Source organism: Sulfuricurvum sp. (assembly GCF_028681615.1).
Taxonomy (GTDB): Bacteria; Campylobacterota; Campylobacteria; order Campylobacterales; family Sulfurimonadaceae; genus Sulfuricurvum.
Genome location: NZ_JAQUHV010000013.1, coordinates 1 through 23,977, shown reverse-complemented (window position 1 = coordinate 23,977; position 23,977 = coordinate 1). Strand labels below are relative to the sequence as shown.

25 protein-coding genes and 1 tRNA gene are annotated in these 23,977 nt (G+C 40.8%); 11 read left to right on the top strand and 15 right to left on the bottom strand.

The annotated features are described in order from the left end of the window. Positions 1-1,284, bottom strand: a complete 1,284-nt coding sequence (locus tag PHE37_RS10855) for a TrkH family potassium uptake protein (RefSeq protein ID WP_366881172.1) — start codon at positions 1,282-1,284, stop codon at positions 1-3. Positions 1,285-1,476: 192 nt separating this feature from the next. Between PHE37_RS10855 and nhaD the strand changes: the two genes are divergently transcribed. The 3 genes from nhaD (at position 1,477) to PHE37_RS10840 (ending at position 4,493) form a co-directional block, all read left to right on the top strand. Continuing rightward, a complete protein-coding gene (gene nhaD / locus PHE37_RS10850; RefSeq protein WP_299995174.1) occupies positions 1,477-2,805 on the top strand; it encodes a sodium:proton antiporter NhaD in 1,329 nt (442 codons plus the stop codon). 72 nt (positions 2,806-2,877) lie between these two features. After that, positions 2,878-3,129, top strand: a complete 252-nt coding sequence (locus tag PHE37_RS10845) for an OadG family transporter subunit (RefSeq protein ID WP_299995173.1) — start codon at positions 2,878-2,880, stop codon at positions 3,127-3,129. Beyond that, entirely contained in the window at positions 3,129-4,493 is a 1,365-nt protein-coding gene (locus PHE37_RS10840) for a sodium ion-translocating decarboxylase subunit beta (RefSeq protein WP_299995172.1), read from the top strand. The genes PHE37_RS10845 and PHE37_RS10840 overlap by 1 nt, the downstream gene beginning before the upstream one ends. A 157-nt stretch (positions 4,494-4,650) precedes the next feature. On the opposite strand, the gene PHE37_RS10835 is transcribed toward PHE37_RS10840, so the two are convergent. From PHE37_RS10835 to PHE37_RS10825, 3 genes are all read right to left on the bottom strand, one after another. Then, positions 4,651-4,725, bottom strand: a tRNA-Glu gene (locus PHE37_RS10835). 101 nt (positions 4,726-4,826) lie between these two features. Continuing rightward, entirely contained in the window at positions 4,827-5,378 is a 552-nt protein-coding gene (locus PHE37_RS10830; protein WP_015653526.1) for a response regulator, read from the bottom strand. 146 nt (positions 5,379-5,524) lie between these two features. Continuing rightward, complete coding sequence (locus PHE37_RS10825) at positions 5,525-5,731, bottom strand: hypothetical protein (protein ID WP_299995170.1); 207 nt, start codon at positions 5,729-5,731, stop codon at positions 5,525-5,527. 139 nt (positions 5,732-5,870) lie between these two features. Between PHE37_RS10825 and PHE37_RS10820 the strand changes: the two genes are divergently transcribed. The 7 genes from PHE37_RS10820 (at position 5,871) to PHE37_RS10790 (ending at position 12,782) form a co-directional block, all read left to right on the top strand. Further along, on the top strand, positions 5,871-6,326 hold the full coding sequence (locus tag PHE37_RS10820) for a (2Fe-2S)-binding protein (protein ID WP_299995168.1): 456 nt from the start codon (positions 5,871-5,873) through the stop codon (positions 6,324-6,326). Continuing rightward, positions 6,244-8,457: a molybdopterin cofactor-binding domain-containing protein gene (locus tag PHE37_RS10815; protein ID WP_366881171.1), complete on the top strand. Its 2,214-nt coding sequence runs from the start codon at positions 6,244-6,246 to the stop codon at positions 8,455-8,457. The genes PHE37_RS10820 and PHE37_RS10815 overlap by 83 nt, the downstream gene beginning before the upstream one ends. Positions 8,458-8,462: 5 nt before the next feature. Then, a complete protein-coding gene (locus PHE37_RS10810; protein WP_299995180.1) occupies positions 8,463-9,440 on the top strand; it encodes an XdhC/CoxI family protein in 978 nt (325 codons plus the stop codon). A gap of 10 nt (positions 9,441-9,450) precedes the next feature. Continuing rightward, the gene (locus PHE37_RS10805) at positions 9,451-10,044 is read left to right on the top strand and encodes a nucleotidyltransferase family protein (protein WP_299995164.1); all 594 of its coding nucleotides are present in this window, start codon (positions 9,451-9,453) and stop codon (positions 10,042-10,044) included. Positions 10,045-10,248: 204 nt separating this feature from the next. Then, positions 10,249-10,905 carry a polysaccharide deacetylase family protein gene (locus PHE37_RS10800; protein WP_300008599.1) on the top strand — a complete coding sequence of 219 codons (657 nt, stop codon included), beginning with the start codon at positions 10,249-10,251 and terminating at the stop codon, positions 10,903-10,905. Positions 10,906-10,952: 47 nt separating this feature from the next. Continuing rightward, positions 10,953-11,324, top strand: a complete 372-nt coding sequence (locus PHE37_RS10795; RefSeq protein WP_299995161.1) for a DUF1566 domain-containing protein — start codon at positions 10,953-10,955, stop codon at positions 11,322-11,324. Positions 11,325-11,564: 240 nt separating this feature from the next. Then, positions 11,565-12,782 carry an HD domain-containing phosphohydrolase gene (locus PHE37_RS10790; RefSeq protein WP_300008597.1) on the top strand — a complete coding sequence of 406 codons (1,218 nt, stop codon included), beginning with the start codon at positions 11,565-11,567 and terminating at the stop codon, positions 12,780-12,782. A 2-nt stretch (positions 12,783-12,784) separates the two neighbouring features. Here PHE37_RS10790 and PHE37_RS10785 read toward each other — a convergent pair whose 3' ends face one another. From PHE37_RS10785 to PHE37_RS10750, 8 genes are all read right to left on the bottom strand, one after another. After that, positions 12,785-15,976 (bottom strand): bacteriohemerythrin, encoded by a 3,192-nt coding sequence (locus PHE37_RS10785; RefSeq protein WP_299995157.1) that lies wholly within the window; start codon positions 15,974-15,976, stop codon positions 12,785-12,787. A gap of 106 nt (positions 15,977-16,082) precedes the next feature. Continuing rightward, the gene (locus PHE37_RS10780; RefSeq protein WP_299995155.1) at positions 16,083-16,502 is read right to left on the bottom strand and encodes an ArsC/Spx/MgsR family protein; all 420 of its coding nucleotides are present in this window, start codon (positions 16,500-16,502) and stop codon (positions 16,083-16,085) included. After that, positions 16,502-16,744: a hypothetical protein gene (locus PHE37_RS10775; protein WP_299995152.1), complete on the bottom strand. Its 243-nt coding sequence runs from the start codon at positions 16,742-16,744 to the stop codon at positions 16,502-16,504. Before PHE37_RS10775 ends, PHE37_RS10780 begins: the two co-directional genes overlap by 1 nt. Then, complete coding sequence (locus PHE37_RS10770; protein ID WP_300008595.1) at positions 16,737-17,450, bottom strand: hypothetical protein; 714 nt, start codon at positions 17,448-17,450, stop codon at positions 16,737-16,739. Before PHE37_RS10770 ends, PHE37_RS10775 begins: the two co-directional genes overlap by 8 nt. Then, a complete protein-coding gene (locus tag PHE37_RS10765) occupies positions 17,422-18,618 on the bottom strand; it encodes a VWA-like domain-containing protein (protein ID WP_299995178.1) in 1,197 nt (398 codons plus the stop codon). The genes PHE37_RS10770 and PHE37_RS10765 overlap by 29 nt, the downstream gene beginning before the upstream one ends. Beyond that, complete coding sequence (locus PHE37_RS10760) at positions 18,551-19,564, bottom strand: MoxR family ATPase (RefSeq protein WP_299995149.1); 1,014 nt, start codon at positions 19,562-19,564, stop codon at positions 18,551-18,553. The genes PHE37_RS10765 and PHE37_RS10760 overlap by 68 nt, the downstream gene beginning before the upstream one ends. Beyond that, positions 19,561-19,890 carry a nitrogen fixation protein NifQ gene (locus PHE37_RS10755; RefSeq protein ID WP_299995147.1) on the bottom strand — a complete coding sequence of 110 codons (330 nt, stop codon included), beginning with the start codon at positions 19,888-19,890 and terminating at the stop codon, positions 19,561-19,563. The genes PHE37_RS10760 and PHE37_RS10755 overlap by 4 nt, the downstream gene beginning before the upstream one ends. 45 nt (positions 19,891-19,935) lie before the next feature. After that, positions 19,936-21,165 (bottom strand): FprA family A-type flavoprotein, encoded by a 1,230-nt coding sequence (locus tag PHE37_RS10750; RefSeq protein WP_299995145.1) that lies wholly within the window; start codon positions 21,163-21,165, stop codon positions 19,936-19,938. 136 nt (positions 21,166-21,301) lie between these two features. On the opposite strand from PHE37_RS10750, the gene PHE37_RS10745 reads away from it, so the two are divergent. Further along, positions 21,302-22,321, top strand: a complete 1,020-nt coding sequence (locus tag PHE37_RS10745; protein ID WP_299995144.1) for a hypothetical protein — start codon at positions 21,302-21,304, stop codon at positions 22,319-22,321. A gap of 9 nt (positions 22,322-22,330) precedes the next feature. Here PHE37_RS10745 and PHE37_RS10740 read toward each other — a convergent pair whose 3' ends face one another. The 3 genes from PHE37_RS10740 to PHE37_RS10730 all read right to left on the bottom strand — a co-directional run. Next, positions 22,331-22,648, bottom strand: a complete 318-nt coding sequence (locus PHE37_RS10740) for a hypothetical protein (protein WP_299995142.1) — start codon at positions 22,646-22,648, stop codon at positions 22,331-22,333. Between the two features lies 1 nt (position 22,649). Beyond that, a complete protein-coding gene (gene ald, locus PHE37_RS10735) occupies positions 22,650-23,744 on the bottom strand; it encodes an alanine dehydrogenase (RefSeq protein WP_299995141.1) in 1,095 nt (364 codons plus the stop codon). Continuing rightward, positions 23,741-23,977, bottom strand: a 237-nt coding sequence (locus PHE37_RS10730; protein WP_366881169.1) for a nitroreductase family protein, incomplete at its 5' end; no start/stop codon positions are given. The genes ald and PHE37_RS10730, both read right to left, overlap by 4 nt.

The following is a 23,977-nucleotide window of genomic DNA, read 5'->3' as shown; positions in this document are numbered from 1 at the left end:
TTAAATAATTACCTTTCCTTCTGCATATTTAATGCGGCTTTCCGCTGCTTTTCCGACGATTACAATAGTAAAAGCAAATACTCCAACCCGCCCCATAAGCATCAAAATAATGATATTGAGTTTCCCCCAATCGCTAAACAGGGCACTATAACTTAGTACACCGCCATTACCTGTCGATACACCAACCGTACCGAATGCGGAAGTTGTTTCAAATAAAATTCGTAAAAATGGCAGACGCTCAACTTCACTTAAGATGATAGTCGAAACGACGACATAGATGGATGCAACAAAAATAATGGCATACGCTTTGTTGATTTGATACGGTGAAATTGAACGTCGATATATATGAACGCGTGTATCACCGCGCATCGTATACCAAACACCGATAAGTGCCAGTGCCACAGCAGTCGTTTTGATACCGCCTGCAGTTCCCCCGGGGCTACCTCCGGTCATCATAAAAAACGTACCGAAGAAAAGATTAGAGTCGGTCAGTGTGGAAAAATCAATGGTATTAAAACCGGCTGTCCGATAGTTTACTGAAGCAAACCATGCGGCTAAAATTTTTTGGTAAGTACTCATATTCCCAAACGAATTAGGATTATTCCATTCCAAAGAGAGGAGTATAGCCATACCTAGAATGATCAATATCAAAGTCATGATTAAAACGAGTTTTGTGTGCGTTGAAAGTCTTAGTACACGACCTCGATGATAATGATAGAGTTCAAGAAGGACCAAATATCCTAGACCGCCGAGGATAATTAAAACAGGTATGGTAATGTTGATAACAAAATCATCTCGATAACTCATCATATTATCGCTGAAGAGAGAAAAACCGGCATTATTAAAAGCTGAAACCGCATGAAATATTCCGAACCAGGCTGCACGGTCCAATGGCATATCAACCCAAAATCGCAGTGTCAAGACGACCATACCGATGAGTTCGATAGTGAAAATCGTGGAAAATACAATTTTTAAAAATCGTACCAATCCATCCATACCAGGGTAATTAAGCGATTCCTGTAATATCAAACGGTCACGATGACCGATCTTTTGCCGACGCATGACAGCCATAAAAGTAACAGCAGTCATATAACCTAAACCACCAATCTGTATTAAAAGAAGAATGACCAAATGTCCGAATGAAGTGAAATCTACAGGAGTATCCTTAACGATAAGCCCGGTTACACAAACTGCAGACGTGGAGGTAAATAAGGCATCCATAAACCTCAACTCGCCATTGTGTGCGAAAGGAAGCGAGAGTAATAGGGCTCCGATCAGAATCAATGCGATAAAGCTAAATAAAATTAATTTGATTTCACGAGTATGCGTAGGTAATCCTTAATAAAATATATGATTTTAATTGCGAAATGCTACGCCTGAGTTGCTTAAGGGTTACTTTTACGATACACTTGGGGGCAAAAAATTAATGAGATACAGCTGTATTAATCTCATTATGGACACAAAAGGGAATCAATTATGACTATACCAGGTGCAGAAACAGGTGTGATTAACCTAGCAAACCATCCGTTTGGATGGTTTCTCTTAGCTATTTTTATAGTGGGATACTATTTTATTGCTGCTGAAGAGAAATATCATATCGACAAAGCAAAGCCTGCATTATTTATCGGAACACTGATGTTCGTTTTAATCGGGATTTATTATGTGAGCGTCGGAGCTGATATGACTCCGTTTGAACATGAAGTTGATCATATGATTTTGGAAATTGCTGAAATTTTCTTTTTCTTGTTTGTTGCTATGACTTATATTGAGGCTTTGATAGAGCGTGGAGTTTTCAATGCTTTACGTGCAAAGCTGATTACAAAAGGGTACAGTTACCGTGAACTTTTTTGGATTACCGGGGCCTTGGCATTTTTTATCTCACCTGTTGCGGATAACCTTACTACGGCATTAATTCTTTCTACAGTATTGCTGACAATCGATAATAAAACCAAAGATTTTTTGGTTCCGAGTGCGATCAACGTTGTCGTTGCTGCCAACGCTGGTGGTGCGTGGAGCCCGTTTGGTGACATTACTACATTGATGGTATGGGCGGCAGAAAAAGGTTCATTCATTGATTTTCTTTATCTTTTTCCGGCAGCATTTATCGGATGGTTGATTACGGCAGCTTTACTTGTCCGCTATGTTCCTGATTTTGATCCTAATAACGACGGGGATCCGGAAGCGGCATCAAAGATCGAAATTCTCAAAGGGGGAAGAGTTATTATTGCTTTTGGTGCTTTGACAATTGCCTTGGCTGTTATCGGCAAACAGGTCATTCAGCTTCCGCCGATGTGGGGAATGTTATTCGGGCTGGCAATCTTACAGCTGTATATGTTCTTTCTCAAGAAAAAGCATAAAATCGATGTCAGTATCTATGACGCAATGAGTAAAATCGAGAATAATACGCTTCTCTTTTTCTTCGGTATCCTTGCAGCGGTAGGAGCTCTTCATTTTACCGGTTTCTTGGCGTATGCGGCACAATTATTTGAAATGTTTGACCCGACGATCGTGAACATCGGTGTCGGATTCCTTTCCGCTATTGTTGATAATGTTCCTGTTATGTCAGCAGTTTTAAAAGCAAACCCGGATATTAATCTTGCTCAATGGATGTTAGTGACTATGACCGCCGGTATCGGCGGATCATTGATTAGTTTCGGAAGCGCTGCCGGAGTAGGGGTGATGGGGAAAATGCATGGTATTTATACTTTTTCATCGCATTTAAAATTGGCATGGACGGTACTTGTCGGATATATTGCTTCTCTTGCGGTGTGGTATTTCCAATTTATTTATTTGGGATGGTATTAAGAATAGAGGTCTTTCAGTTTATAAGGGAGTAAAACAGGGTAAACAATATAAAATCACATAAAAAGGATTAGTATGTTTTTTGAAAGCATAAAAATAATGTTTTTAGGAATGGGAACCGTTTTCCTATTCTTAACAACTATGGTGTATATGACAAAAATTATGTCTAAGCTTATTCTCCGTTATTTTCCGGAGGCTTCAAAAACCCCTGCGTCGGCATCACAATCGATTGCACCTACTCAGAAAATAAATGAAAATGCAAAAATTGCCGCTATTTTAGCTGCGCTGCAACATCATCATGCGTTAGAACAAGAAGGGAAAATTTAATGAAAAAAGTTCTCTTTTCTCTTCTATTGATGTTCACAATCTCTTTGTCAAGTATGGCCTCAGATACATCCGCTGATACCGCTGTACAAATAACAACAGATACAACTGTTTCTGCCGAAGCACCGCATAAGTCAACCTATCGCGAAGAAACATATCAACCGATGGACTTTAAAGATATGATGATCAATTTTTATCATACCACAGGTATTAATGCGTTGATCCATCCTAAAGAAGGGGTCGTAACCTCTCAGGGAAAACCGATGTCCGCCTTTCACCAGACTTGGGGACGTGTCATTATGTTCGGTGTAACATTTCTCCTCTTTTATTTGGCAATTGCAAAAGGGTTTGAACCGTTATTACTTCTTCCTATTGCATTCGGCGGATTATTGGCAAATGTTCCTATCGCAAATATTGCCGGGCCTCATGGGCTCTTGGGGATAATTTATAATATGGGGATTGCGAATGAGCTTTTTCCTCTACTTATCTTTATGGGTGTCGGAGCGATGACCGATTTCGGACCGCTGCTTGCTAACCCGAGAACTGCACTTTTGGGTGGAGCGGCACAATTTGGAATTTTCGGAACCTTGGTCGGTGCCTATGCACTGAGTCAGTTTACACCGTGGTTTGATTTTACGTTACAGCAATCCGCGGCAATCAGTATCATAGGCGGGGCGGACGGTCCGACATCGATTTTTATTGCTACGTCTTTGGCACCGGAACTTTTAGGTGCGATTGCGGTTGCTTCATATTCTTATATGGCCTTGGTACCGATTATCCAGCCTCCGATTATGAGAGCGTTGACCACGCCGGAAGAACGCAAAATCCGTATGCGAACACTGCGTCATGTCAGTCGTTTGGAAAAACTTCTATTTCCTCTACTGGTTTTTTCAATGATTATTCTGTTGCTTCCGGATGCAGCTCCTTTGGTCGGTGCCTTTGCATTAGGCAATTATTTTAAAGAATCGGGTGTAGTCGATCGTTTGAGTGATACGATGCAACATGCGTTGATTAATATCGTAACGATCTTTTTGGGGCTCGGTGTCGGCTCTAAACTTGCATCCGATCAATTTCTAGTCATTGATACGTTGGCGATATTGGTATTAGGACTGGTTGCATTCTCTGTAGGGACTGCGGCTGGAGTTCTCATGGCTAAAGTTATGAATATGTTTAGTGATGAAAAAATCAACCCGCTTATCGGGTCCGCAGGTGTATCAGCAGTACCTATGGCTGCACGTGTATCGCATAAAGAGGGGACGAAAGACGATCCTACCAATATGCTGTTAATGCATGCGATGGGACCAAATGTCGCCGGTGTTATCGGTTCTGCGATTGCTGCAGGGGTAATGATCGCTCTCTTCAAATAATTTTTCTCACACTCACCGTATATCGGTGAGTCACACAACTCGCTTCATTTACTTCATAGTTATGATATTTTTTTACAAAAAAATGCAGTATGACTATCAAAATAGGATTATTATAGAAATTTAAAAGGTAGTTGGAAAAGAAAAGAGAGTTTAAAAATGGTGACCCCAACGAGATTCGAACTCGTATGGCCAGAATGAAAATCTGGAATCCTAACCATTAGATGATGGGGCCGACAATGAGACAGGTTTAACCTGAGCCGAAATTATAGGGAGATAATGCTGAAAAAAAGCTAAATTTTCAGAATCTTCCCACAAAGATGGGAAGAGGGGAGATTAGTCGTTATAGAATGAGCGAAGTGCGCGGATAATAACGGCATTTTTAGAGATACTCTCTGCTTTTGCGTTATCGTCAACCAATTCATAAACATCCAACGGTAAAGAGATAGAGAATGTTTTCGTTTCGATTTTTTTGCGTTTTGATACCAAACTTGTGATGTTTTGAAGCATCTCAAGGATTTTTTTCGTATCAATCGGTTTTTGGATGAAGCTGTTAACTCCGACTTCGATTGATTCAGAGATTTTTTGGATATCGTTACTTGCAGAAATAACGATAATGATTTGCGACGGGTTGATTGAACGGATACGGCGAGCAAGCTCAATACCGTCGATTTCCGGCATAATGATATCAACGAATACGATATCCGGATTTACTTTTTCGTACATACGTAATGCTTCGGCACCATTGTAAGCTGAAGTTACATCAGCAAAAAAGTTTTTGAATGTTGAGCTCAAAAGATCATTGGCTACAACTTCGTCTTCAACAACCATTGCAGTAAGTTTTTTCGTTTGTTCAGTAAGTTGGATCAAATCGACATTAGATGACATGGAGACTCCTTTTTATTTTCAATGTTAAAAAATATCACTGTGGATAATTGTTGTTATTATAGATCATATTTTTTAGCATTACCTTAAAAAAACAACTTTCGGTAATATTTTAGTACAAACAGTTTTTGTGATAAGTATGTGTTATATCAATATTGTTTGAACTGCTCTAACCATTCAATATTCGATTCATTTGTTTTTTCTTGCTGACGCAGGATAGAATCGATGATGCTAAGAAGAGTATTTCGATCTAAAAACTGTAGTAGTGCCGGATCGATATGAGTAGGCTTTACACCTTCATATCGGTTGAGGAGATTTTCAATATCAATTATGAGTTGTTCTTTTGTAGATTTCATAGCAAAAGTGTAACGTAGCTAAACTAAAATTGTATTATATTGACATTCGATTGGGTATCCACTCATGCTCAAAAACCCCCTATTTATTTAATAAATTTGGGTATATTTCACTTATACAATTATTCTTAAAAGGACTGAGATGGCTATACAGCTCAAAATTGACGATAGAACATACTCGGTAGATGCCGATCCAGATACTCCATTGCTTTGGATTCTTCGGGACTATCTCAACCTAACAGGCACAAAATTTGGGTGTGGCGTGGCACAATGTGGCACATGTACAGTATTAATGGACGGGTCTGCAATACGAAGCTGTGTTACACCCCTAAGTTCAATAGGGAATGCAGAAATCACTACTATCCAGAATCAGACTGATCCACTTCTTAAAAAAGTTCAAGAGGCGTGGATCGATAATGATGTCATTCAATGTGGTTACTGCCAACCTGGGCAAATCATGAATGCAGTTGGGCTATTGAAATCAAATCCACACCCCTCTGAAGAAGAGATTATCAATGCTATGGACGGTAATATCTGCCGATGCGGCACCTATAACCGCATTAAGGCAGCAATATTGGCTGTCTCCCAGGGAGAATGAAATGTCTATTTCAAGACGTCAATTCATTAAAAATACAGCTATTGCCGGAAGTATGCTTGTTATTGGATTTTACATACCTACAAAAGCGCGTGCTATACAGACTGACGAAGCAACAATTCAGCCTAATGCGTTTATTGAAATTGATAACAACAACAACATTACCTTTATTATCGGACAAGTGGAAATGGGGCAGGGTATCTACACGACACTGGCAATGTGTATTGCAGAAGAACTGGATGTGAAATGGAACGATATTCAATTCAAACCTGCAAGTGTAGCACCAGTATATGAAAGTGATCCGAATTTAATGATTACCGGTGGATCAGCATCCGTGCAAAGTAAACAAATGCAGATGCGCCAGATCGGTGCAACCGTACGTATAATGCTGCAGGATGCAGCTGCTAAATACTGGGAAGTTCCAATTTCTGTTATCGAAACCAAAGAAAGTCATGTCATTAATGCAAGGACGGGAGAAAAGCTTCCGTACGGGGCTTTTGTTGGAGCATTGTCACAGATGAATATACCGACTGATGTAATGATAAAACCCTATGACAAGTGTAAACTGATTGGCAAACCGATGAAAAGACATCCCAAGGAAGCGTGGAGCAAAGTCAGTGGAAATGCTGTGTTTGCCATTGATGTTCGTTTACCGAATATGAAGTACGCTGCAGTATTACACGCTACCGTGTTCGGAGCAAAAATAAAACGGTTTAATGCTGACAAAGCACTTACGCGAAGCGGTGTTGTCAAAGTGAAACTGATCCCTAGCGGTATAGCCGTCATCGCTGACAAATGGTGGATTGCACAAGAAGCGCTCAAAGACATTGAAATTGAGTGGGATAACGGGTTATTTGCAAAAACAAACACTATGGATATGCATAAAGAATATGCTGCCATGTTGATAACTCCTGGAGCTTCAGCACGCAAAGACGGAAATACGATAGAAGCATTCAAACAAGCAGACAAAATCGTTGAGGCTCACTTTGACTTTCCATTTCTTGCACATGCTCCCATGGAGCCGCTCGGCGTAACCGTCCATCATGAAAAAGAGCATGCAACAATCTGGTCTAGTTCACAGTCGCAGACATGGGCACTTCAGGCAGCAATTGATATTCTAGAACTTGACAAGGAAAAAATCACCTATGAAACACCCTATATCGGCAGTGCATTTGGCCGACGAGGTGTGGCTAGCGTGGATTTCATTAAAGATGGCCTGTATGTTGCTAAAAATGAGCCGTTTCCCATCATGACACTTTGGAGCCGTGAAGATGACATCAAAGGTGGATACTACCGGCCCATGTACAAAAATAGTGCCCGCCTCGCACTGGATAAAAATGGCAAAATTACTGCATTTGAAGCCAAGGTCGTAGGGCAGCAGATATTAAAAGGGACACCGTTCGAGGAATCGATTGAAAATGGGGTTGAAGATGCACAGGTAGAAGGTTTGGCCTATCATCCGTACGCGATCGCAAGTAATGACATCCAAGTACATTCTCCTGTGTCACCGATCCCAGTTGTATGGTGGCGTTCCGTTGGTCATACTCATACGATTCCCACCTTAGAAGGTATCATAGATGAAGCTGCATATGCAGCAAAAAAAGACCCAATAACTTTCCGACTCGAGAATCTCGATAGTAAAAGACATATTGCCATTTTGCAAGATGTAGCAGAGAAGTCAGGGTGGTACAGCCGTAAAAAAGAGAAAGGCATTGGATATGGTATTGCAGTCGCCGAATCATTCGGGAGTGCATGCGCCCAAGTAGCAATGGTCCGTATTACAAATGACAGTTTTGTCGTAGAGAAAGTATGGTGTAGTATTGACTGCGGTTTTGCTTTCAACCCGCTCAATGTCGAAAATCAAATGATCAGCGCAATAAATTTCGGTATAGCCGCACTAAAATATAGTGAAATCACGATCCAAAACGGCATGACCGTACAAAGCAATTATGATGATTACATCGTCTCCAGAATCTCTGATGCACCGGAAATTGAAGTCAGTATTGTCAATACTGGCTATCCCGTGGGAGGTATTGGAGAGCCTGGGGTTCCACCTATTCTAGCGGCGGTCCCAAATGCACTGTTTGATGCATCCGGGAAACGCTATCACACCATGCCAATAAGCCTGAGTTAGTGGACATGTTTGAGAACAAGAAGTTTATACTTTTTCTCAAAGAATGTATAGCACAAGAGCGAGATGTTGTCGCCATCACGTTGCTTGATACGAAAGGATCGTCGTATCAAAAAATCGGTGCGACAATGTTTGTAGATGATTGCGGGCGTTCTATCGGAGTTGTAAGTGCTGGTTGCTTTGAGGAAAAAATGCTTCAATGCACAAAAGAAGTCCTTGCTTCGCGAAAAGGAAAATATGTTGTCCATGACCTGAGGATTGATTCAGATACAATCGAGTGTTGGACTCAGAGTATCGGTTGCGATGGATTATTGAAATTTTGGCTCGAACCATTCTATTTCGATCTGAACTATAGTGCATTAGGAATTGCATTCAATAGTGCTCTGAAGAAAGAGAAAATAACAATAATGCGATCTATAGAGAATACGGGTTCTTATACTATAACGTCTGATGCATCGTCTAATACATGGTTCAATGAGCAGGAAAAGTATTTTAAGCAAAAAATTTCTTCGCCGTATCGTCTTTTGATTTTTGGCGCTGGCCCAGGATGTGACCCTCTTGTATCCATTGCTGACACACTCGGATGGTTAACTATTGTGGCAGATACACGTCCACATCTCTTAAAATCTGTGTTGAAAGCAGATACTCTACATTATCTTGATTCAGCTGAGGATGCGCATAACTTGTTGTTAGAAAACAAGTTTGATGCTGTTGTCATTATGAGCCACGTTTTTAATGATGACAAAACCTATATTGAATCGGCACTTTTGTCTGATGTTCAATATATCGGTGTTTTGGGATCAAAAAAACGTACTACTATGTTGATCCAGGCATTAATACAAAACACAGATCGCTCTTTGGATAGTCGACTTCATTATCCTGTTGGGCTCGACCTTGGAGGTTCAAGTCCTGAATCGATAGCACTTGCCATCTGTGCTGAAATCGAAATAAAAAGAAACAACCGTTCGAGTATTTCAGCACATTAAGAATACGAAAATGAAACTAGTAACTGACTCAAATTTCGCTATCTTAATTTTAGCAGCAGGTACGTCTAAGCGCCTTGGATTTCCAAAACAGTTGGTAAAATATAAAGGAGCAACACTCTTAGAACATGCAGTATCTACTGCTCTCTTTATTTCTCCAAATGTTTATGTAGTTTTAGGATATGCGTATGAAGAATGCGCTAAAGCACTTGATAGGTTACCTGTAGCTACTCTATATAACCCTAATTATGCAGAAGGGATGGGAAATACTATAGCGTTTGGTATCGAACAGTTGCAAAATTATAAACATGTCCTTATCATGTTGTGTGATCAACCGTATATTCCAATGAATCATTTTCTTGCAATGAAAGATACAATGATGCAAAATCCGCAATCTATCATTTCTTCATACTATAATGATCAACCAGGCGTTCCAGCGATATTCCCCGATGAAACTTTTTCTGCACTAGCGTTGCTTCGTGGTGACAAAGGTGCGAAGACACTCCTTTCTTCATTTCATAGCAAATACGTCAGTATTGAAAGCAAATATATGATGGATATTGATAGCATAGAAGATTTAGTAAAACTTGCGAATGGTAAAAGTTAGATGCACTTGCACAACTATTTTATATATTTTCAATAATATCATGAGTTATCGGATAGTTAAAGAATGGAGAAATGAATCATGTCGATATTAAAAAATATTTTTCTTTTTTCTCTTTTATACCAGAAACTTCTATTTCCCCAATCCAGCAATATTAATGATATTCGAGGAAATTCATGGTTCGTTGATGCTAATAACATGCTTTTCTTGGGACAATGGCGTACGAACCAAATCGTACCTGTTTCAATGGGAATTTATATCAATGTGATCGCTAATAGCTATGGCAATACAAAAAATGTTGCTCTTACATTTGATGACACACCCAATCCAGAAAATGCCAGAAAGCTCTTGAAAATCCTTAAAAAGTATGATGTACAAGGAGCATTTTTTGTGAACGGTGCAACGATAAATAGTGAGAATATCGACGCCATACGGTACACTTCCCAAGAGGGGCATCTGATTTTAAGTCACAGCTTCGATCATGTCAATCTGAAAGAATTGAATACAAATGATGTCGATACACAGCTCGTTAGTAATGCGGAACGTATCGAAGAAGTAACTGGGCATTATCCAAAACTGTTTCGTCCACCCTATGGGTTAAGTAATCGAAATGTCGTTGATAGTGTCAATGAGCATGGTATGACAATGATTTTGTGGTCAATTGATTCTCTTGATTGGACGCTCAAAGATGCCAATACTATAGTGCAAGTCGTCATCGGCAACGTCCATAACGGTGACATCATTTTAATGCATTGTAATCAAATGACCATTGACACGTTGCCTATAATAATAGAAAAATTACGACAAAGAGGATATATGATTGTAAGGCTTGATGAACTGCTTGGTATAAAAGCTTACCGTTAGATATTGGCATTAAACGTAATGAATATTGAATTTATAAAAGGTTGTTGATGAGTAAAATAGTGTTTGTTTTATGTTTTGTTTTCACTATTGCAAACACTGATCAGATCAGGTTGGATATAAAGGAGGTTGTTCTTGATACACAAAGACAATTAATATGGCAAGACAACAGTGATTGCAAAAAGGTAAAAAAAACTTGGAAAGAAGCAATAGAATATTGCCAAAATCTTGATTTTTTTGGGTATCGTGATTGGCGCTTGCCTTATATAGAGGAACTTTTTTACATTCTTGATAAAACCCGCATTGATGTTGCAATTAACAAGAGTTTTCAAAATGTAACAAGTGATGATTATTGGTCTTCCAGCGATATTTATGGGGGGGGCATATGGATGGAAAATGAGTTTTGCAAATGGAAACGATGATGCTGTTGTTAAAAGTTCCAGCTTATATGTACGATGCGTGCGGGATAATCAAGAAATAAAACTTAATAAGTAATTCCAGGAAAAGCCTCCCATAAGGATTTTTTTATAGTAATTGATTAACATAATATATATTATATTGAAAATATAAACATACGGAGAACTGTATATTTGTATTATTGAGTATTAGATATATAAATAAAATGATATGATTAAAATGATGTATTTTTAGAAGGTAGACTAATGGATTATTTACTCAATCTAAGGGAGGTGACCTATGCCCTCTCTGAAGCACTCGATTATGTCGGTATTGATGATACTATGCACGGTAAAAGAGTGGCATATATGTCAGCCGAGGTAGCAAAAAAATTGGGCTGGGAACAAAAACGTATAGATGATCTTATTTTGATGGGAATGTTGCATGACTGCGGAGTTTCATCAACGGATGTTCATCATCATCTCGTAACCGAACTCGATTGGGATAATTCGCAGGTACACTGTATAAGGGGAGAATCACTACTGCAAAAAGTCCCTCTCTATCACGAATATGCTACGACGATTCTCTATCATCATACTCATTGGGATGAACTCCCCTCTTCGCTTGATGAAAGAACAAAATATGATGCGAATTTAATCTATCTGACAGACCGTATTGATGCATTACGGGTGCAACTGGGATCACACACTTTGTATGAGAAACAGGCGATCAAAGAGACTATTTTAAAATATTCCGATCAGATGTTTTCTCCTGAATTGGTCAATGCATTTTTATCGGTATGTGAAGCGGATTCATTTTGGTATTTTTTTGATGCTGAATCTCTTGAGGGGTATTTTAATGAGTGGATTGAAGTAAACCATTCGGTAGATGTAGGGTTTGATATATTAAAAAGTATTGCTCAAATGTTTGCCGATATCGTTGATGCTAAAAGTACATTTACAGCAAAACATACCTATGGTGTCGCTGCAGTTGCCCGTTTATTATCTGAAAAGCAGGGATTATTGATACGGCAGCAGGAGACTATAGAACTTGCCTCATTTTTTCATGATTTAGGTAAATTAAGGGTAGCCGATGAGGTACTCTATAAAGACGGACCGCTGGATGAGGAAGAAAAATCACAGATGAATCGGCACGGATTTGATTCTAATGTTGTCTTGCGAAAAATAAAAGGGTTTCATGAGATTGCAAAAATTGCTTCAATGCACCATGAAACATTGGATGGGAAGGGGTACCCCTATCATCTCATGGGAGATGAAATTCCGATTGAAGCGAGAGTCCTTGCGATTGCCGATATTTTTCAAGCATTAGTACAAAATCGACCTTATCGGATCGGTATGGATGCAGAAGCAGCATTGAAGATTGTTGAAACGATGCGAGATGAATTTAAACTGGATAGTTCAATCGTTGAGATTCTCCGACACAATCTTCACGAGTGCTATTTAAAAGCGATGCAATCAGAGTAAATTCAGCAGTGTGATGCGGGTTTTCCTTTCCATTCAGCTCCAGGGATCCAAGTATGACTCCATTCCAATAATTGTTTTGGCGGCATAGGACGTGCGATGGCATATCCTTGTGCCCTCTCGCAACCCATTTGTATGAGTAACTCTCCTTGTTGAATTGTCTCAACCCCTTCGGCAATGATCTCTCTTTTAAATGCTTTGCCTAATCCAATTACACCGGCAATAATAGCTAAGTCATCTTGATCTTGATGCATATTGCGGACAAAGCTTTGATCGATTTTCAAAACAGAGATAGGGAGATGTTTGAGATATCTCAATGACGAATATCCGGTACCGAAATCATCCAAGGCAAAGGTAACCCCTAACATTTTACACTCTTCAATCACTTTGGAAATATGAACGATATCTTCAAGTGCACTGGTTTCCAAAATTTCGAGTTCCAACATGGAGGGAGGGGTATTCGGATACGCGTGGAGGAGTGATTGTAACCGTTCGATAAAATCACTTTGTTGAAGTTGACGTGCACCGATGTTAACACTGATCGGAATAGAGAGCCCCTCCTCGCTCCATGATTGTATTTGTTGTAATGCAGATTCGATTACCCATTCACCGACTGAAACAGCCAGTGGATGGGTTTCGATTATCGGTAAAAATTCAGCCGGGCTGAGAAGTCCTTTGGTCGAATGTTCCCAACGTATAAGTGCTTCAACACCGATGATCTCTCCTGTGCGCATATTTACCTTCGGCTGATAAAAAAGGCAAAATTCGTTCGTATGCAATGCCGATTTGATCTCTTCGAGATGCTCGTTATGGATACGTATGTTCTGATCATGTTCAATATCAAACAGATGAAATCGGTTTTTGCCGGCTTGTTTGGCCTGATACATTGCCTGGTCGGCTTGACGAAGGAGTTGATCCGCTTGAATATCCTGAATTTGAGGATAAAATGTTGCACCCAAACTTGCAGAAACTTCTAAAACAAGCTGATCGATTTGGATCGGTTGCGAAGCGGCATTGAGTAATCGCTCAAGTGTTGGTATACTCGCATCCGGATCAGGTAAATCGTGAAGTATAGCGACAAATTCATCCCCTCCGAGTCGTGAGAGGGTATCTCCCTCCCGAAGCGTTCGTTTCATATTGGCCGCAACAGCCATCAAAACTTTGTCCCCTGCCTCATGCCCGTACAGATCATTGATCTCTTTGAAACCGTCCAAGTCTAGATAGGTTACTGCCAAATGCTTTCCGTGACGATTTGTTTGGATCATAGCCTGTTCCAATCTGTCTCCAAATAAAACCCGATTGGCCAACCCTGTCAAAGAATCGTAATGGGCTATATGCTCAAGCTGTTGTTCATGTTCTTTGAATGTTGTAATGTCCGAAAAAAGAGAAACAAAATTTTGAATTTCGCCCTCTTTATCCCGGATTGAAGAGATGGTTAGCAGTTGGGGATATATTTCACCTGATTTTCGGCGATTCCACAACTCACCGTTCCAATGCCCTTCCGAAAGCATGGAATTCCACATTTTTTTGTAAAACTCTTTGCTTTGTCGGCCTGATTTTAATTTACTCGGTTTGATACCGATAATTTCATCTCTTGAATATCCTGTAATTTGTGTAAATGCTTCATTAACATCTACGATCGTTCCATCTTTGGTTGTAATCATAATACCTTCTCTGGCATGTGAAAAAACATTGGCGGCAAGTCTTAGATTAGATTCGGCTTCTTTACGTACGGTGATGTCTTCATATGCTCCAACAACACCAATAATCTTATCAGTATGGTCTCTTAATGGAACTTTTGAAGTACTTAGCCATATCGTTTTTCCATCCGGCGTTGTTTGCGGTTCTTCATAAAAAAGTCTCGCTTTTCCGCTTTCCATTACATTCATGTCATCTGAACGATAAAGTTCTGCCTGCGCTGACCATCCCATTTGATAGTCATCTTTTCCAATGAGTTGAGAGGGCTCCATTAAACCTGAGTCCAGAGCAAAAAGTGTATTGCAACCTAGATATCGTGATTGTGTATCTTTCCAAAAGATCCTGATAGGCATGGTATTGATGATCGTCATTAACAGATTTTTTGATTCAAATAGCTCAGATTCGTCGCGCATGCGATCTTCCAAATGTTCCAAAAGTGTGACAAAAAGCTTTAGCAGCCTAATTTCTCCCTGATTAAAAGGGTGAATTCGTCGTACAGCATCGAAACCGATATAGCCTAAACACCGATTGTTATGAATCCGTGGTAACGTTATGATACTTTTTATCTCTTGGGATTCTAAACTTGTACGTACATTTCCTTTTGGCATTTTAGATACATCTTTGATATGAATAGGTTTACCTTGAAGATGTGGTTCTACCCATTCAGGATACATGTCTATAGCTTCATTTTGTAGTATGGAGATTTGTGGTGAAATTCCCTCATTGCACCATTCATAGGTGTTAGACATGGTGCGTTTTTCAAAGTCATAATCAAAAATATAAGCTCTATCGGCTTTGACAAAAAGTGCTAACCGCTCCAAAGCAGAATAAATTGCAGAATCCATATGCTCAAGGGAAAGGTTTATAAACGAAGATGATAAATCTAGTAAAAAATCTTGAAACATACTTTGCTGTTTTACTTTATCATCCAGTACTTTATGATTACGGATTTCATACATCAACTGCAGGGTATTTGTCGATAAGGTTTCATAAATCGACAGTATCATATCGATCAATGTCCGCGTAAAACCGCTCATTTTTTCATTGGCACTTTGTTTTGCATCTTCCAATGTAGATCCGTTTTCAAGATCCAAAACAATATAGGCCATCATCCGGTCGGTTTCAAGAATGTGCGAAGCGAGCCAGCGTGCTAGAAATCCCAAAGTTTCTTCGGCTATTTCGAAGTTTGAACGTTCAAGCCGTTCTGATTTGAGTCTAAGTACTGTATCAATGAATTTTTGATGTACTTTTTTGTGTTGAGATTCCATCGGATCGTCTAAAAGATAGCGAGCCCATATTTTTTCTTCTGTTTCGAAATGATAAACGGTATAGTCCAGCAATTCATCAAAGATTTTATTTAAGAGAGAAAGGTCAGATTTAAATGCAACACCGCGTGCAAGTTTGTTGAGCAGATCTACAAGTCGACGGTGCTGTTCATCGACTTGAGACAACCCTGTATTAAAATGGTCATCCCACGGAAAAATATCAATCGTTTCCAAATTCCCTCTTTTTGCCATTTTATATATGAAAGTTTATGTTACTTCATTTTGACTTGAAAATAAATGACATTGTAAGAGATGTTAGACGTTAAGGATTAAAGGTAAGTTATCCAGCCGATTTTTTTTCGAGACACCCTTTTTCCATACAATTGATTTTCGGCATTGCTTCGACGTAACGATCCAAAATTTCAGAAACTCTTTTCTCATCAAATCCGCATAGTTTTTCTATTCCTATGACCATTAACGGGCGGCGGATTAGTATTGGATCCTTCATAAGCAGTTCCAAGGCTTCTGTCTCATCGAGTACATCCGGATTGATTTTACCATTTTTTATTGACGGGGCTGCAGGATTAAACCACTCAGGTACCCTCTTCTCCCCCATAAAAGTACGCAGTTCATCTGAACTTAAACCGTGTTCTAGAAGATTACGTTCGATCAAAATACATCCGCTAGATCGGAGAATTTGCTTTTGCTTGGCGTTTGCGGCACAAAAAGGTTTTTCATAAAAAACGACGAGTTTAACCATTACTCTATTCCGATAAGGGCACGCCCTTTTTTATTGAGATAAAAGGTTTCGTATCCATCATCACCGATACTCATACACTCTCCTAAATACCCTTCGTCATAAAGTTCGGAGATGATATTTTTCACTTCCGTTTTATCCATTCGAGCATACTCAGCGATATCATCTGATTCGTAAATGTTGTATTCCCACTCATCACTTAGATTAAAAATGGTTCTCATTACTTTGAGTTTTGTCTCAGACATGGAAATCCTTTAGGTGGGTAATTTGTTTTTGTAAAACAATGGCTTGGAGCGGATGGAGTTTCTCACGTTCAATCCACTTTTCAAACTCGATGACATAATGCCCTTTTATTGATTCATGCAATTTTTGTGCCTGAGCGCTCAGTTCGACTAAAAGATCTTTTGCCTCATCATAACTATAGGTGTTTATCGGTTTGAGCCTGCGAATGACACCTTCGATTAATTTGTCGTTGATATACGTTTCTGCAATCTCTAGAAATTGTGATGCACGAAATGCTGTTGCGTAGTTTTCATTCCAAATACGACCGTTAATCATTTGATCACACGCCTGATCGATAAAAACAGGGAAAAGCGTTAACACTTCTAACAATTCAACGAAGTCATTATCGACTAAGGCACGAAACAGCATACGACTACGGTTGCGGATATGACGTCGAAGATCAGGATCGTCAATCACAGCAGAATTAAGTCTTTTGAAACGTTCCAATGCACCTAGACGAGAGTGGTTAAATGCCATAATGGCTACATCTGTATTACGGTCTCCCACTTGATGCGGATGCGAACCGCTGGGGCGATGAAATGCCCAGAGCAATCGCGCTTCATCATCTTCATGATTCAGATAGATTGAGTCACCCTGCTCTTCAAAATCAAAATCATCTTTTAGAATTTCAATATGTTCTCTATAAGTCAAAGTAGACGACATCTCCATAGCGTTCAAACCTTGTTAAATTTTTTTTCTCACTGAGTAAAAAAAGTGTCTGCATAGCAGGAGCTTTTTCAACTAAAAAGTAGCCATCACTCAATATGACAGCGAGATTCTTTTCGCCTGAATGGGTGTTGAGATACTCCAATACAGGTTCAAACTGAGTACCGCCATTGCCTTTGGCAAAGCTAATATTAGGTAATATTGACTGTGCGTCATAGCTTTTCTTTTCTTCTGTATAGACACGTTCATCAAATGGGATAACACTCACCTCAAAATCATGACTCATACGAACGATTGAATCGATGATTCCCAAAAAACGGGAAAACACTTCACCCGTAATACTCATAGAACGATCCAAAAAGATAAAAAAACTCAATCGGTTACGGTCATAGCGGTATCCCGGCAGATAGAGACCTTGATGGATAAAACGACGGTTAGGATGGGAAAAGTCTGACTCTTTGTCAAAAAAACTTTCAGACATATATGCATGCAAAAGCGTGTGCAGATCGATTGAAGGTTTGGTTATTTCATCAAACATCTCAAGTAAAGAGGCAGGAATATTCCCCTGCTTCCGTGCTGCACCCATAGCTTGTATGATCAGAGCATTGATTTCCTCTTCAGCTACTTTTGTATCGCCTTCATGCTCAATAATGTCCATCTTTTGTTGTGTAGGGTTCGTATCGCTTTGCTGTCCCTCACCGTCATCGCTTTCGCGATAGAGAGTATTGTATACCTCTTCGACACTTTTGTCGCGAAATGATTCTATGACCATCGCTTCTTCCTCGGCGTTACCGACACGTTGAAAATCATTTAATAAGAGCCCGATAACTATATCACAGCTGCGGTTCCATGTCGGTTTGTCCCGCCCCTGCATACGAAACGGGTGTTTCAGGAGGATATGGAGCAATACATGGGCATAGAGGTATTTGAGACGTCCGTCGTCATATCCAAGCGCTTTATCCTCATCAACGCGGATGCTGACACCGTCCGTTTCAAACAACATATGCGGGTTATTTTGAAATTTATGAGGTATCGATAACGCCAAGACACTTAAAAACGGATGATCGAAAAGAAACTGAACCCGTATTTTTTCAAGTTGCTCGTTAAAGGATGTAGTCGCCATAGCGCTCAATCCATGCGTCAAATTCAGAACATTCGGCAATGGATGCATCTTTGACAATAGCATCCTTTATGAGCATGACGCCAAATTCCGTAGGTAAAATCTGCGCGAAAGCGAAAAGGTGTTTGGAGGCTTCTTCTCCGCCGCGATAGAGTTCTACCATTGCAGAGACCAATGCATAAAGCAGTGCCGGTTCACTTTTATCGATATTCGGATATTCGCCACGATAGATTGCTTGTACATCCGGAAGCTTTTCGTAGACTTTTACATAAGACAAAAACTCGATTCCGGCTCCGTATCCGATCAATCCGTAGATGATTGGTGCGATTTTAGAGGTATCACTGCTTGTTTTGAGTACATTGGAGAGCATATGATAACTGCGTGGAGTGGCAAACGCCGGATTACTGTCATCTTCACTTACCGGTTCGGATGTAAGTAAATCCGGACGAAAACCCAAAAATCCGATGACAAATTGATGGAGTGCTTCGCGAATAGCGAAGAGTTTAAAATCTTCAAAGCGGGCTTCGACACTCAAATGTACCATGCGGTTGGCAAGAGGAGTCGGGAGTCTGAAAACGACACCTCTGTCGCTGATTCGGTTACCGGCACAGATTATGCGCCAACCGTGCGGAAGTTCATATTCTCCCATTTTACGGTTCAGAACCAATTGGTAAATTGCAGCTTGTACTGAAGGAGGAGCAGAGTTCAATTCATCCAGGAATAAAATGCCGCTCGATTCTTTATCCCGTGGAAAAAAGACTGGTGCCATCCAAACGGTCTGCTCGTCACGAATTGCGGGGACACCGCGCAAATCGACGGGGTCCATCTGGGAAAGTCGTACATCGACTAATGTCAGAGAGTGCTTTTTGGCTACTTCGGCAACGATGTAGGATTTTCCTATTCCCGGAGAGCCATGGATAAATACGGGAATGTCGGCACTGATAAGCGTATCGAGATGGGTATAGAGTTCAGTCGTCGTTATCGAAGGTGTCTTCATGCACTCGCCTCAGCGATAAGACATGTAAAACAATGTTCCTGATCATTGCAGCTGGCACATGCAGGCGCAACTTTACCGATCGAATCATAAAGAAATTTTTTCCAGAGTTTATCTTTTGGTTTTATCTGAGCAAGCTGAGGAAAGTGCTGTGCCATGTAAGCTCCCATTTGGATGCGGTTTTTGAACCCAAGATCTTGATAAAGATGATTCATTTCCAACGATTTTTTTGCAATCAACGGTGCAATAACGTAGCGGGCTTCATCATTTATGGCATATTTTTTTAGATAGTTTTCAATCTCATTACGCATTATTTCGTGTTCAGTCATAGTATTCCCCTTTGAAAGGTTTCAAAAGAGAATGCAATTTTTATACTACAGTTGCATTTCAACCATTTTACCCATCGCTATTTCTGACGCTTCACGTCCGAATGCAACACATGCTTCGAGCTCTTCTTCTGTCGGAATCAGTTTGACCTTGAGCGGTTTGAGGGGAAGACGAAATTTAAGCCCTTTTAATCGTTCATGGAGCATCTCAGGAGCTTCTCCAGTCCATCCGTAGGATCCGAACGTAGCACCGATTTTTCCGGTACGTTCAAGATAGGCCATGCATGAGAGCAGATCCCAGGCAGGTTTTACCGCATCACCGTTAATTGTCGGTGAACCGATTAAAATTGCATCCGACTCTTCAAGGAGTGTTATCATATTGGACTCGTCCAAGGATGCCAGGTCGTACATACTTGCACGTATCCCTTCAACCTCATCTGCCCCCTGAGTGATTTTTTCCGCCATTTTATGGGTATTGTCATAACTGGAGATATAAAAAACGGAGAGCATTTTGGTGCCAAATTCATTTTTTCGAAAACGTGCTTCCGAACTCCAAGCTGCATATTTGTTGATATAGCTTTGTGGATTACTACGCAGTATCGGACCGTGCAGAGGAGCTATGAGTTCAATATCAAATGCTGCATAGAGTTGCAAAGCTTGGAGTACAAATTGTTTGAACGGGCGCATAATATGATCATAATAGTAATGAAAGGCGTACGAAAAATCTCCAACCAGATCATCAAAAAGGCGCTCGTCATAATAATGGCTTCCAAAGACATCACCGCTAAAGAGGAGCTTTTCCTCGTGTAGATAGCTGCTCATCGTATCCGGCCAGTGAAGAAAAGGTGTCATGATAAACTCGATCGTTTTATCGCCCAAAGAGATGATTTTTCCTGCTGTGGCGATTTCATAGGGGATATCTGTTTTCACAATCCCTTTCAGCATCATTACGGCTCGACCTGAAATGATGAGCTTGGCTTCAGGAGCCCGTTTCATGAGTTCAATCAGTGCACCGGAATGATCGGGCTCGAGATGATGCAAAACAATGTATTTGATCTCATCATAATTGCACACACGTTCAAGACGAACGAAAAAATCATCGCTAAACTCTTTTTTAACCGTATCCATAACCGCGACACCTTCGCTGCCACGTACAACGTAACTGTTGTACGAACTGCCGTTAGCGGTTTTCATAATGATGTCAAAGGTACGGATTTTTGGGTCAAAGGCGCCTGTAAAGTAGACGTCGGGTTTTATTTCGACGATAGGTGGAAGCATACGCATCCTTCTGAAATCTTTTTAATTTTATATGCATAAAGTATTCTAAATAAGGGTTGCCGAATTTTTTCAAAATGCAATCTAAGCTATAATTCGCATAATAAAAGAGAATGATCTTTAGAACCGAGGACGACTATTGCAGACAGAAGAATTGATTATAAAAGCGCAAGAGTACCTGAAAACACTCCTTAGCGAAGCATTTCATCACAGTGATAAAGAGAATGCCATCGTGGTGTATGACACGCGGTGTCTCATTGCAACGATATTGATGGAAGGGTATAAACGTGCCCTACCGCATGCACGATTGATTGATTTTGATGCACATCAGCCTGCAGAGGTACGGGCTCTATTGGAATCGCTAAATCCTTCTGATTTAGTGGTGTTGATACAATCGACAAATTTCCGTCTCGATGCCTTTCGATTGCGTGTCGAATTATTTAAACTCAAACTAAAAGTGATAGAACATCCTCATTTGAGCCGTATGTCGGACGATGAAGCGCCCTACTTCATTGATTCGTTGGAATACGACAAAGCATATTACCGTCATGTCGGACGTGCCCTACAGTCTAAAATAAACAGTGCCCCTATGGGGGTGCTTGACAGCGGCGGAGAACTGTTGATTTACAATTCCCCTTTCGAGTCGGCAAAAGTCAATATCGGAGATTACACGGGACTTCAAAATTGGGGAGGACAATTCCCATTGGGCGAAGTTTTTACTGAAGCCCAAGATCTAAGAGCCGTTCACGGAAGGGTTAAGATTTATTGTTTCGGTGATGTAACGTACAAAATCAATACACCTGAAACTCCTATAACCCTGATTATAGAAGAAGGCCAAGTAGTCGCATGTGAAAACTCAACACCGGCATTCGATCTCATCCTCTCCAACATACGCAGGGACGAAGGGGGAGTCGTATGGATTCGTGAACTCGGATTCGGACTCAACAGAGCCTTTAGCAAAACACGCACGGTTGCCGATACCGGGACATATGAGCGTATGTGCGGTGTACATATATCGCTTGGGGCCAAACACGGAACATATGGAAAACCGGGATTCAAACGACGAGACGGACTTTACCATGTCGATGTATTTGCAGATACCCATACCTTTTCGTTAGGTGATGAAGTCGTATACAAAGACGGTGCATGGACCGTGTGAATCAAAGACTCAATTCACCCGTAGTTTTGTACGTCCGGTAAACAGTTTCAGAAAGTCGTAAATATCGCTTAGAAAAAAGGCTCTGGTATCTTGGTGATCGAACCGTTGCAGCCATGCACGCTCTTTATTCAGTATCCCGCGGCAGGGGATGACAAACTCTTCATGGGGCAGAAGAGGTTTGAGCATCCCGCAGTCGTTAATTGCCATAACTACCGCATCAAACAGTTCATCGAGACGGTCATCTTCGTCGTAGTGGTAGAGTTTGCCGTCCATCTTATAAAAGCGGTAAATTTCCAGTATTTCATGTGCTTTATCTATTTCATTCATCTTATAGTGCCTTATATGTCATTTCGTGTGCCAAAGCAACCGCTTCATTCGTGACATCGCCTGCATAGGTATTGAGAGCAGTGAGGTAAATTTCATCTTTCAAAAGCACTTCTAACGGTGTAGAAGCAATTTTGATCGCATATGACAAGGTAGCGTTGGTCAATGCAATGGTTGAAGTACGCGGATACATTCCGGGCATATTGGCGACACAGTAATGGACGATTCCATCGACCTCGAAGGTCGGATGGGAGTGTGTTGTTGCATGAGAGCTCTCAAAACATCCCCCCTGATCGATAGAGACATCAACTAAAACTGACCCTTTTTGCATTACCTTGAGCATATCTCGTGTGATTAGTTTCGGAGCCTTTGCACCGGCCACCAAAACGGTACCGACTACGAGATCGGCATTTTTGATACTATTTAATATCGTATCATGTGTCGAATAGAGCATCGTTACATTGGGAGCCATGACGTCCCGCAAATAGGTTAGTCGTTCGAGATTGATATCGAGCATTGTTACCTCTGCACCCAAACCTGCTGCCGCATCTGCTGCCGATTTCCCGGCAACTCCGGCTCCGAGAACTACAACACGGTTTCGTTCTACACCAACCGCGCCTCCGAGTAAACGGCCGCTTCCGCCGTTATATCGGCCTAAATGAACCGCACCGAATAATGTTGCCATTCGACCTGCAATTTCACTCATCGGCTCCAATAATGGCAAACGGCGTCCTGAGCGAAGGGTTTCATAGGCCAATGCCGTAATTTTTTTTGCGCATAGTACTTCGGTCAGTGCTTTATCCGCTGCAAGATGGAGATACGTAAAGAGTATTTGCCCCTCTTTCATCCGTTTGTATTCCACCTCGATCGGTTCTTTGACTTTGAGGATCATATCCGCACCCTCGTATACGTCATCTGCGGTAGCGAGCAATACTGCACCGGCATCACGGTATAAACAGTCGTCAAAACCGCTGCCGACACCTGCCCCCTGTTCTATCAGGACGCTATGCCCCGCTTTAATCAACTCTAAAACACCTGATGGTGTCATACCGACACGGAATTCATCCGTTTTAATCTCTTTAGGAATACCGATAATCATACTTTTCCCCCTATTGCCACTGCATAAAGCAATGCATTATCGGACCAGCGTGAAGCTTCATCATCATAAAAAGCTCCGATTCCGCTGCATCCGACCTCGTGATATTCACACGCCATATAGAGTTCCTGTGCATAGATGCCCGCTTCAATATGAGACGATGCACAAAAATTCTCCGCATAAATTAATACTACCATATTCGCACCTGCGATAAAACGCTGTTCTAAAAGTAAGTG

Bases quoted from the DNA above. Each gene is read 5' to 3' on its own strand.
- nhaD (WP_299995174.1), top strand. From the start codon at position 1,477: ATGACTATACCAGGTGCAGAAACAGGTGTGATTAACCTAGCAAACCAT.
- PHE37_RS10845 (WP_299995173.1), top strand. From the start codon at position 2,878: ATGTTTTTTGAAAGCATAAAAATAATGTTTTTAGGAATGGGAACCGTT.
- PHE37_RS10840 (WP_299995172.1), top strand. From the start codon at position 3,129: ATGAAAAAAGTTCTCTTTTCTCTTCTATTGATGTTCACAATCTCTTTG.
- PHE37_RS10830 (WP_015653526.1), bottom strand. From the start codon at position 5,378: ATGTCATCTAATGTCGATTTGATCCAACTTACTGAACAAACGAAAAAA.
- PHE37_RS10825 (WP_299995170.1), bottom strand. From the start codon at position 5,731: ATGAAATCTACAAAAGAACAACTCATAATTGATATTGAAAATCTCCTC.
- PHE37_RS10820 (WP_299995168.1), top strand. From the start codon at position 5,871: ATGGCTATACAGCTCAAAATTGACGATAGAACATACTCGGTAGATGCC.
- PHE37_RS10815 (WP_366881171.1), top strand. From the start codon at position 6,244: ATGCTATGGACGGTAATATCTGCCGATGCGGCACCTATAACCGCATTA.
- PHE37_RS10810 (WP_299995180.1), top strand. From the start codon at position 8,463: ATGTTTGAGAACAAGAAGTTTATACTTTTTCTCAAAGAATGTATAGCA.
- PHE37_RS10805 (WP_299995164.1), top strand. From the start codon at position 9,451: ATGAAACTAGTAACTGACTCAAATTTCGCTATCTTAATTTTAGCAGCA.
- PHE37_RS10795 (WP_299995161.1), top strand. From the start codon at position 10,953: ATGAGTAAAATAGTGTTTGTTTTATGTTTTGTTTTCACTATTGCAAAC.
- PHE37_RS10790 (WP_300008597.1), top strand. From the start codon at position 11,565: ATGGATTATTTACTCAATCTAAGGGAGGTGACCTATGCCCTCTCTGAA.
- PHE37_RS10780 (WP_299995155.1), bottom strand. From the start codon at position 16,502: ATGGTTAAACTCGTCGTTTTTTATGAAAAACCTTTTTGTGCCGCAAAC.
- PHE37_RS10775 (WP_299995152.1), bottom strand. From the start codon at position 16,744: ATGTCTGAGACAAAACTCAAAGTAATGAGAACCATTTTTAATCTAAGT.
- PHE37_RS10770 (WP_300008595.1), bottom strand. From the start codon at position 17,450: ATGGAGATGTCGTCTACTTTGACTTATAGAGAACATATTGAAATTCTA.
- PHE37_RS10765 (WP_299995178.1), bottom strand. From the start codon at position 18,618: ATGCATCCATTGCCGAATGTTCTGAATTTGACGCATGGATTGAGCGCT.
- PHE37_RS10760 (WP_299995149.1), bottom strand. From the start codon at position 19,564: ATGAAGACACCTTCGATAACGACGACTGAACTCTATACCCATCTCGAT.
- PHE37_RS10755 (WP_299995147.1), bottom strand. From the start codon at position 19,890: ATGACTGAACACGAAATAATGCGTAATGAGATTGAAAACTATCTAAAA.
- PHE37_RS10750 (WP_299995145.1), bottom strand. From the start codon at position 21,165: ATGCTTCCACCTATCGTCGAAATAAAACCCGACGTCTACTTTACAGGC.
- PHE37_RS10740 (WP_299995142.1), bottom strand. From the start codon at position 22,648: ATGAATGAAATAGATAAAGCACATGAAATACTGGAAATTTACCGCTTT.
- ald (WP_299995141.1), bottom strand. From the start codon at position 23,744: ATGATTATCGGTATTCCTAAAGAGATTAAAACGGATGAATTCCGTGTC.